The 9,007-nt window shown below is 69.7% G+C and carries 7 protein-coding genes and 1 pseudogene; 4 read left to right on the forward strand and 4 right to left on the reverse strand.

Going from position 1 to position 9,007, the window contains the following annotated elements:
- Nucleotides 1-43: 43 nt before the first annotated feature.
- The 3 genes from ABZT93_RS38385 to ABZT93_RS38395 form a co-directional block, all read right to left on the reverse strand.
- Nucleotides 44-1,132, reverse strand: a complete 1,089-nt coding sequence (locus ABZT93_RS38385) for a hydrogenase expression protein HypE (RefSeq protein ID WP_356113419.1) — start codon at nt 1,130-1,132, stop codon at nt 44-46.
- Between the two features lies 1 nt (nt 1,133).
- Nucleotides 1,134-2,684 carry a hypothetical protein gene (locus tag ABZT93_RS38390; RefSeq protein ID WP_356113420.1) on the reverse strand — a complete coding sequence of 517 codons (1,551 nt, stop codon included), beginning with the start codon at nt 2,682-2,684 and terminating at the stop codon, nt 1,134-1,136.
- Between the two features lie 584 nt (nt 2,685-3,268).
- Nucleotides 3,269-3,736 carry a MarR family transcriptional regulator gene (locus ABZT93_RS38395; protein ID WP_356113422.1) on the reverse strand — a complete coding sequence of 156 codons (468 nt, stop codon included), beginning with the start codon at nt 3,734-3,736 and terminating at the stop codon, nt 3,269-3,271.
- A gap of 110 nt (nt 3,737-3,846) precedes the next feature.
- On the opposite strand from ABZT93_RS38395, the gene ABZT93_RS38400 reads away from it, so the two are divergent.
- Nucleotides 3,847-4,782 (forward strand): LLM class flavin-dependent oxidoreductase, encoded by a 936-nt coding sequence (locus ABZT93_RS38400; protein ID WP_356113424.1) that lies wholly within the window; start codon nt 3,847-3,849, stop codon nt 4,780-4,782.
- A gap of 276 nt (nt 4,783-5,058) precedes the next feature.
- Here ABZT93_RS38400 and ABZT93_RS38405 read toward each other — a convergent pair.
- Nucleotides 5,059-5,279, reverse strand: a pseudogene (locus tag ABZT93_RS38405) (hypothetical protein); the annotation flags it as partial.
- A gap of 300 nt (nt 5,280-5,579) precedes the next feature.
- Here ABZT93_RS38405 and ABZT93_RS38410 point away from each other — a divergent pair.
- From ABZT93_RS38410 to ABZT93_RS38420, 3 genes are all read left to right on the forward strand, one after another.
- On the forward strand, nt 5,580-6,728 hold the full coding sequence (locus tag ABZT93_RS38410) for an ABC transporter substrate-binding protein (protein ID WP_356113425.1): 1,149 nt from the start codon (nt 5,580-5,582) through the stop codon (nt 6,726-6,728).
- A 125-nt stretch (nt 6,729-6,853) separates the two neighbouring features.
- Nucleotides 6,854-8,152, forward strand: coding sequence for a sensor histidine kinase (locus ABZT93_RS38415; protein WP_356113427.1), 1,299 nt, complete (start codon nt 6,854-6,856; stop codon nt 8,150-8,152).
- A complete protein-coding gene (locus ABZT93_RS38420; RefSeq protein WP_356113429.1) occupies nt 8,149-8,823 on the forward strand; it encodes a response regulator transcription factor in 675 nt (224 codons plus the stop codon). The genes ABZT93_RS38415 and ABZT93_RS38420 overlap by 4 nt, the downstream gene beginning before the upstream one ends.
- The last annotated feature ends 184 nt before the right edge of the window (nt 8,824-9,007 follow it).

Genomic DNA, 9,007 nt, shown 5'->3' on the forward strand with positions numbered 1-9,007 from the left:
TCGGTGTTCTCTCGGTCCGTGATGGGGTGGGCCTCGCGGGCTGTCAGGGCCGCCAGTAGGGGTCGTAACCGCTGGTCAGCTTCCGCTTGTTGTGGCGCCACCTGGGTTCGTGGTTCACCAGCTCGTTGGTGAAGCCGCGCAGGCGGCGGATGACGGCTCCGTACGGCTTGACGACCATCGACGACAACGTTCCGCCGGGTGGCTCGTCCATGAAGGGCATGAAGGCGTCGGGGAAACCGGGCATCGTGCAGCCGATGCAGATGCCGCCGACGTTCGGGCAGCCGCCGATGCCCGCCATCCAGCCGCGCTTGGGAACGTTGCAGTTGACCACCGGTCCCCAACACCCTGTCTTCACCAGGCACTTGGGTGAGTTGTAGTCCTTGCCGAAGTTGCCCTGCTCGTAGTACGAGCCGCGGTCACAGCCCTCGTGGACCGTCTTTCCGAACAGCCACTGCGGACGCAGCATGTGGTCCAACGGGGGCGGCGGAGCGGATCCAGCCGCGTGGTAGAGGACCCAGATCAGGGTCTCCATGAAGTTCTCGGGCTGGATGGGGCAGCCGGGGACGTTCACCACGGGCAGGGCGCCCTGGGACTTGAAGTCCCAGCCCAGGTAGTCCGCGAGGCCCATGCAGCCGGTCGGGTTGCCGGCCATCGCGTGGATGCCGCCGAAGGTGGCACAGGTACCGGCGGCCACCACCGCCCAGGCCTTGGGGGCGAGTTGATCGATCCACCAGTTCAGGGTCTGCGGCTCACCGGTCTCGGGGTCGTTGCCGAACGACGTCCAGTAGCCGTCGCCCTCGATGATGTTCTGGTTGGGGATCGACCCCTCGATGACGAGGATGAACGGGGCCAACTCGCCGCGCGCCGCCGCCCGGTAGGGAGCGAGGAAGTCCTCACCGCCCAGGCTCGGGGAGAGCACCTTGTTGACCAGGTTCACCTTCGGCAGGCCCGGGATCAGGCCGAGGACCAGGTCCTCGATGGAGGGCTGGTCGGCGGCCGTCAGGGAGACGGTGTCGCCGTCGCAGCTCATGCCTTCGGAGATCCAGAGGATGTGGATCTCGTCGAAGCCCTGCCTTTCCTCGCCGCGGCTGGGTTCGCCGCTGACCTCGGTGGTGCTGCTGTGCGTTGTCATGTCAACGGCCTCCGCTGCGGGGGGTGTCGGAGTCGGTCGGGCTGAGTGGTTCCAGTTCGTCGGGCCGGAAGTAGTGGTAACGGCCGTACCAGTTGTGCAGTTCGGCCGCCGGATCGTCCTCGAGGGTGACGGCGAGGTGCACACTGCCGTCCACGTCGTGGAAGACGGCGGCCACCTCGGCGGTCCGCCCGGCCAGGAACATGTCCTGGGCGTCGGCGCCGCGTCGCCGCGGCCGCAGCCGGACGCGACTGCCACGGCCGAGGGGAACGCCGTCGACGAGCACCGTGTCGGTGGACGGGGAGAGACCGTCGTCGGCACCCTCCTGCCACCAGGCGGCGCGTTCGACGGGTGGGCTCTCGCGGGTGACCGGTGCCGGGGCACGCCGTTCCGCGGGTGGGGTCTCGCAGGTGGCCGGGGCCAGGGACCGGACGGCACCGTGCAGTCGTTCGAAGACCTCGCGGGGCATGGTGTCGACCCGGTCGAGGATCGCGGCGGCCCGCGCGTCGGTGGCGCGTGCCTCGCGTTTCTCCTCGTCGGTGAGCAACATCGTGCGCAGGGTGAGGATCTCGTCGATCTCCCCCGCGTCATGCAGGTCGCCCGGACTTTCCGGGGCCACCTGCGGATGGTCGGGAAGGATGATCGGCGAGGCCAGCAGGACGCTTCCGACGGCGCCCGCACCGGCGGCGGGATCGCCTGCCGGCTCGCCTCCGAGCACGGGGAAAGCGAATTCGTTGCGGCATGCGTCGGCATGGCTACGCAGATCCTCGGGCGGATCGATCAGGGAGGCGAACTCGACGCCTTCACCGCCGATGAGCGTATGGGTGGCAATGAGGGCACGGCACAGCGCCTCGTCGCGCGGGGCCTGCGGATCGGGCGCGGTTGCGGTGTTCGTGGTGCGTACCCGCAGCCGGTAGAGGTCCGGCCCGAGCCGCTCGACGCCGACGGTGGTGTTGGCCTGTAGCTCCTCGCGACGGCGCACCACTCGCCCGACGTCCTGCGGCAGTTCCTCGACGTCAAGGCCGGTCGCGGCTCCCGTCGACACGGTGCGTTCACCCTGACGGAGGTCGTCCACCGGTACCGCGATGTCGACTTCGCACGGCACCGCCTCGTCGAAGGTCAGATGCGCCGTGCCGTCATCGGTCAGCAGCGACTCGACGGCGCGGTGGCCGCCGTCCCGGTCGGCGCTTTCCAGCTGCTTGCGCTGCATCTGCAGATAGCGAAGCCTCACCCGCAGGAGAGCATCGGGCCGCCGGATCCTCAGCAGACACTCGGTCTGCTGGTACCAGGAGTCCGCTGAGCCGGACACCCCAGGGACCACGGGGCCGTCCCGCTCCACCCAGTCACGCGGGAACAACACCCCGAACTGCCACCGGACGCGGTTCTTGGCCGACGACCGCCGGTACGGATAGAGGAGGTAGCCCTCGTAGAGGACGGCGTCGGCGACGGCGCCCAGCTGTTCGAAGGCGCTCAGCGACTGGTCGGGAGGCAGGTCCGTGGTGCCGCCCGTGGTGCCGGCGGACGCCACGCCGCCTTCGACCGATCCGCCCGACATCGCGCCTCCTCGTCTCCGCGTGCACGCCCATGTCTTCCACCACCGTCACATCGCTCACGCACCCTCGCCTCCTGCGGCGCGGCATGGGTGAGCCGTTCGAGTGATCGCTCGGGACGGTCGCTCGTGGTGGGTGTCCGGAGAGGACATGGGGTGGACCTGGTTCAGGAGCGCCTGTGGCGGGAGGAGCCACCAGCTTCACCAGGTTCTGGGAGCACGGCGATGCCCCGTCGCCTCAGGTGGACGTGGTGGCCTTCAAAGGCCGTCGGCCATACGGTGGCCCGATCGATTCGGGGCACGGTGGCCGAAGAGGTGCCTGCCGGCGTCACGCCGAGCTTCCATGCGGCTCTGATCACCGCCTGGGCATTCGGTCGAGAGTGTTGCGCCATGAGGTACTCCCGGTTGTCGCCTTTGCGACGAGTCCACCGCAGGCAAATGCGCCGCTGACGAGATTCGCCTCCCCACCGGCCTGGGCGGACGCTTTGAGCGGAGCGGCTTCCGGCTGCTGGACGTCGACGTGATTGAGGCTGGTAAGTGCGATTCTTGGGGCGATGGACGGGGTCCGTCCCTGTCGACCTGATCGTCCGTCATGTCGGGTCTGATGCCTGGCCGGCGCCCATCGGGGCGCCGACGAGGGACTGCAGGGTGCGGACCAAGCGCGTGGCGTCCGTGCTGGAGAGCGGGGCGAGGAAGCGGCGTTCCAGCTCCTGGCGGGCAGATTCGGCGTCGTGCAGGCGCTCCCGCCCGATCGGCGTCAGTTGCACGATGTTCTTGCGTCGGTCCTGGGGGCTGCGGCGCCGCTCGACGAGTTCCTTCTCCTCCAGGGTGTCCACGAGGGCCACCATCGTGGTGCGGTCGATGCCCAGTTTGCCCGCCGCTTCCAGTTGGGACAGCTCGGCATGCGCGTCGAGGACGGCGAGAACCGCCAGTTCGCGGCCATCGATCCCATACGGCGCCAAGGCTCGCGAGGACTCCTCGGTCAGCCGCAGGTATGCGTGCTTGAGCAGGTAGCCGAGGCGGGAGGTGAGCACCTCGGCGGGCGCGTCGCGAGTCATGGCGGCAGCGTATATCCCCAGCCTGATAGTCAGTACTGCTGACGATCCGCTACGGTGACGGTTGCGTCGCCGTCACCGGTGACACGTCGACTCGAAGGGCGCGTGGCAACATGTCCGACCAGCACCTCCCCTCCGTGACGTTCGGAATCAAGACCACCCCGATGCGGGTCCCCTACCAGGACATCCTCCGCGTGTGGCAAGAGGCGGACGACCTGCCCGAGATCTCGGACGCCTGGCTGTGGGACCACCTCATGCCGATCACCGGCCCGAAGGACGGGCAGATCCTCGAAGGCTGGACGCTGCTGAGCGCCCTGGCCGCCAGAACCCAGCGGCTGCGCTTGGGGCTGCTCGTGACGAGCAATCGGATCCGGCAGCCCGCCGTCCTCGGCAAAATCGCCACAACGGTCGACGTGATCTCCGGAGGCCGCCTGATCATGGGCCTCGGCGTGGGCGGCACCGTGCAGCCACCCAACGCGGGCGGAATCGCCGGCGAGAACCCGGCCGCCGCGGAGTACGCCGCCTACGGCCTCACGCTCGTCCCGCCCGCCGAAGGCATCGCCCGCCTGGAGGAGACCATCGCCATCCTCCGCGGCATGTGGACGCGGGACGTATTCGACTTCCACGGGCGCTACTACACCCTGACCGGCAACCGCAACGAGCCGAAACCCCTCCAGCAGCCAGGCCCGCCCCTGCTGATCGGAGGCTGGGGAAACCGAACGCTTCGCCTGGTCGCCGAGCACGCCGACATCTGGAACATCCCCGGACCGCCGCACCACACACTGGACTACATCACCGAGCGCAGTGCTGCCCTGGACGACCACTGCGCGTCCATCGGCCGTGATCCGCGGATGATCACCCGCTCCGTGCAGTACATCGTCTCCTACGACGACCCGGCCGCCGACCGCAAGGCCATCACGGAACTCATCGCCGCAGGCGTGACGCACATCGTGCTGAGCCTGCGGGGCCCCTATCCCTCACAGGCCGCGCGATGGCTCACCGACGAGATCATCACACCCGTGCGCAGCACAACCGGAGAGTTCTGCTGACGGCCGCCTGCCACTCGGGAAGTCGTTCCTCCTTGCACAAGCGGCCTCACGGATTCACCTTTGCCGATCCACAAGTTCTGCCTGTTGCTCCATCAGGCAGCATGAGCCTGGCTCCTCGTCGCCCCCGTGCGCATGGCCGGGAGCCCCGCTGCCCCGCCGCGGTCGGCGAGGCATGCCCGATGTGAACCACGTGGGCAGGACATGAGGTTGGACGCGGACATGGACTCCCTACGCTGGGCAGTGGCCCGGAAGGGCAAGGCGTCGGCATTTCGGCGTGTGGAGGCCGGTGGTGGCGAACACCTGGGTGTCGCCGGTCCAGCCGGGGCGTTCGTCGCGCTGCGGGCAGTTGGTGGGCACCCGGCACCCAGAGGTGGTTGCCGCGCCGGCCCCGGCGGATGTTGCTGATCCGCCGGTTGGAGCCGGGGCCATTGGTGGTGACGGTGCCGGTCTTCCGGGTCGGAGCCAGCGACGTTGCCGGTCAGACCGGTGATCGACAGGAACGCGGCCGTCTGCTGCTGGAACGGATCGCGGACCGCTGCAAGCCCTCGGTCCAGATCACGCTCTCCCCCACGCTGGTCCCACGCCGAGCCACCGCCGTGCCGCCGAGGCGCCGCCGACGGCGTAGGCCCGAAGCCCCGTCGTCGGCGTTCAACCGTTCGGTTGAACGCCGTTTCCACCGTCCGTCGGTTCATCGATCCGTACGGACGACGCGGCCTCCCGCGCCTTCGTACCAGACTGGCGAACGCCCATGGCGCCCGGGCCGATTCATCCCCCCTCAGCAGAGAGGTCTCCTCAGCGTGTCCGACTTCCCCAGCAGACGACGTGTCCTCACCACCGGGGCGGGCGCCGCCCTCGGGCTCGGCATCGCCGGCGCCACCGCCTCCACCGCCTCGGCCGCCGCCCTGACCGCCACCTCCGCGCACAGCGGCGGCCCCGAGGAGACCCGCACCCTCGACGAGCTCTACCAGGCCGCCGTCAAGGAGGGCGGCAAGCTCGTCGTGTACGCCGGCGGCGACACCCCGACGCAGCAGGACGGCACGAAGGCGGCCTTCAAGGCCCGCTTCCCCGACATCGACCTGACGCTGATCGTCGACTACAGCAAGTACCACGACGTCCGCGTGGACAACCAGTTCGCGACCGACACCCTCGTTCCCGATGTCGTACAACTGCAGACCCTGCAGGACTTCGTCCGGTGGAAGCAGCTGGGCCGACTGCTGCACTACAAGCCCGCCGGGTTCTCGAAGCTGCACCACTCCTTCAAGGACCCGCAGGGCGCGTGGGTCGCCGTCTCCGCGATCGCCTTCAGCTTCCTGTACGGCACGGCGGCCGTGGGCTCGGACGCTCCGCGCAGTCCGCTCGACCTCGTCGACCCGAAGTGGAAGGGCAAGATCGCTTCCTCGTATCCGCACGACGACGACGCCGTGCTCTACCTCTACACGCTCTACGCCCGCACGTACGGCTGGGACTGGGTGGCCAAACTCGCCGGGCAGGACGTCCGGTTCGCCCGGGGCAGCAACTCGCCGGGCGAGGCCGTCTTCGCCGGGCAGAAGGCCATCGGCATCGGCACCGCCGGCTCGGCGGTCTCCTCGTCGTCCCCGGCGAGGTTCGTGATCGCCGACGGGCATCCCTTCATGGCCTGGGGCCAGCGCGCGGCCGTGCTCAAGCGGGCCAAGAATCCCACGGCGGCCAAGCTGTACCTCAACTGGCAGTTGTCCGCCGAGACGCAGAAGAACTCCTTCAACGGCTGGTCGGTGCGTACCGACATCACTCCCCCCGCCGGTCTGAAGCCGATCTGGGAGTACCCGAACGCGCACGTCGACGGCTTCCCGGCCTTCATGGCCGACCGTGCCGAGGTGGAGCGCTGGAAGCAGACCTTCGCTCTGTACTTCGGGGAGGTCAAGGGCGACCCCACGCCCGGCTGGCCTGGACTGCACCCGGGGGCCTGAGACCCCGCGGGGCCCTGGTCAATCTCGCTCTCGCGCCATCGCCCGGGCCCCGCTCTTCACATCACCCATACAGCCGACGGATAGACTCGGCCGCCCCGAAGGATCATCTCTCCAGGGGGTTTGCCGTGTCCGACCTGGGCCCCGCCCACCCGTCGCCGCCGATCCCCGGCCGCGTCGGCCATCGCGCCCGAGCTGCGGGCCTCGTTGCGCACCGGTTCGCTCCCCGCCACCTGGCGCACTTCGTATTCTTTCTCATCGTCGGTGCCGCCCTGGTCCGGCTGGCGAGGCTGAACATCCCGCTGTGCTGGGACGTCGTGAGCGTCAGCGCACTGCTCGCCGTCACGTACACGGTGGGCCTGGTGCTGGGCAGCAGGCTGAACCCACTCGCCCGGCACGTCTGGGTGGCCGCGCTGCTGGGGCTCTGGGCCTACCTGGTGGCTCTGACGCCACCGCCGCTGACCGGGGCGTACGTATGGTGCGCGGTGCCGCTGGCCTGTGCGGCGCTCCGAGCGCTCGGGGGCCGTACGGCCGCTGTCGCTCTCGCCGCCGTCACGCTCGTGCTGGTCGGTCAACTCACGCGCAGCGCCGGAGGTTTCGACGCGGAGATGGTGCTGATTCCCGTGGCGGCAGTCTGGGGCACGGTGGCGCTGTACCAGGCGCAACAGCGTGCCGCCGCGGAGCGTCAGCGCCTGGTGGAGGACCTGCGCCGCACGCGCGACGTGCTCGCGCGGGAGCAGCGGCGGGCCGGTGTGCTGGCGGAGCGCGAGCGCATCGCGCGGGACCTGCACGACACGCTCGCCCAGGACCTCTCCGGCAGCCTGATGCTGCTGCAGGCCGCCGAACGGGACTGGGAGGAACGCCCGGAGATGGCCCGCACCCGCCTGCGCGCGGTCATCGACGGCCTCGACGCCGGTCTGGCGGAGACCCGGCGGATGATCCGCGATCTCACCCCCTCGGTCGTCGCCGAGGACGGGCTGGAAGGCGCCCTGAAATTGCTGTGTCTGCGGGCCCGGGAAGAGGGGACGGCGCCGGACGTACGGTTCCGGTCGCTGGGAGCCCGCCGTCCCGACCTGGACGAGCAGGTGGCGGTCACCCTGTTCCGGATCGCGCAGGGCGCATTCGCCAATGTGCGTGAGCACGCTCGGGCCACGAGCCTGTTCGTCACCCTGAACCATGCTGCCGACCACGTGGAACTCGAAGTGTGCGACGACGGGGTCGGCTTCGACCTCGCCCGCTTCGACGGCGAGTGCCCTTCGGACCGCGGTTTCGGTCTTCCGGCGGCACGGGCGCGGCTGCGGGAGTACGGCGGTGACCTGACCGTCGACAGCGCCCCGAGGCGGGGCACGCGGATCCGGGCCCGGGTCCCTGTCCGCCCACTGCCCGGTGCGCTGCCGAGGGTGAGTGCAACCGTGGCGGCGCGATGACGACATCTCCGCTGCGCCTGCTGATCGCCGACGACCATGCCGTCGTACGGGCGGGCCTGCGGGCCCTGTTGGAGGGCGAGCCGGACATCGAGGTGATCGCGGAGTCGGCCGACGCCGAGCAGGCCGTTCGGCTTGCCGTGTCACTGACGCCCGACGTCGTGCTGATGGATCTGCGGTTCGAGGGCAGCGACCACGGAGACGGAGTGGCCGACGGTGTCGCGGCCGTCCGGGCGCTGGCCGCCGAGGCACCGGGCGTGCCTGTGGTCATGCTGACCAGCTACTCCGGGCGCGTCGACGTCGTGCGCGCCCTGGAGGCCGGCGCTCGCGGCTACGTCCTTAAGGCCGGGCCTCCCGAGGACCTGTTCCGGGCGGTACGCAGCGCCGCGGTCGGCGGTATGGGGCTCGCCCCGGAGGTCGTCGGCGGCCTGGTCGGCCAACCCGTGCTCCCCGCACCGGAGTTGACCGGGCGGGAACGGGAGGTCGTGCGCTTGATGGCGGACGGACACAGCAACCGCTCGATCGCCGACTCCCTGTTCCTCAGCGAGGCGACCGTCAAGACACACCTGGTGCGCATCTACCGCAAGCTCGGCGTCGACAACCGGGCGGCCGCGGTGTCCGAGGCGGTCCGCAGGGGCCTGCTGAAGCTCACCTACGGCCTGTCTGACAAATGACCACTGGGCGGGTTTGTGTCTGGTGCTATTTGCCTTGCTGTGATGGCATCGGCCAGCGACCCTGGGCTGGTGCCAGGACAGCGGAAGAGGAAGCGGCAGCAAGAGGTCGCGAGGCGGCAGCTTGCTGCTCGCGACGCGGTGGGCGCGGGGCGGTGGGAAGTGATCTTTGAGACCCAGGACGAGA

This window comes from Streptomyces sp. NPDC005303 (assembly GCF_040607335.1).
In the GTDB taxonomy this organism is placed as follows: Bacteria; Actinomycetota; Actinomycetes; order Streptomycetales; family Streptomycetaceae; genus Streptomyces.

Coding starts and splice junctions, on each gene's coding strand:
- ABZT93_RS38395 (WP_356113422.1), bottom strand. CDS start 3,736: ATGACTCGCGACGCGCCCGCCGAGGTGCTCACCTCCCGCCTCGGCTAC.
- ABZT93_RS38385 (WP_356113419.1), bottom strand. CDS start 1,132: ATGACAACGCACAGCAGCACCACCGAGGTCAGCGGCGAACCCAGCCGC.
- ABZT93_RS38400 (WP_356113424.1), top strand. CDS start 3,847: ATGTCCGACCAGCACCTCCCCTCCGTGACGTTCGGAATCAAGACCACC.
- ABZT93_RS38420 (WP_356113429.1), top strand. CDS start 8,149: ATGACGACATCTCCGCTGCGCCTGCTGATCGCCGACGACCATGCCGTC.
- ABZT93_RS38390 (WP_356113420.1), bottom strand. CDS start 2,684: ATGTCGGGCGGATCGGTCGAAGGCGGCGTGGCGTCCGCCGGCACCACG.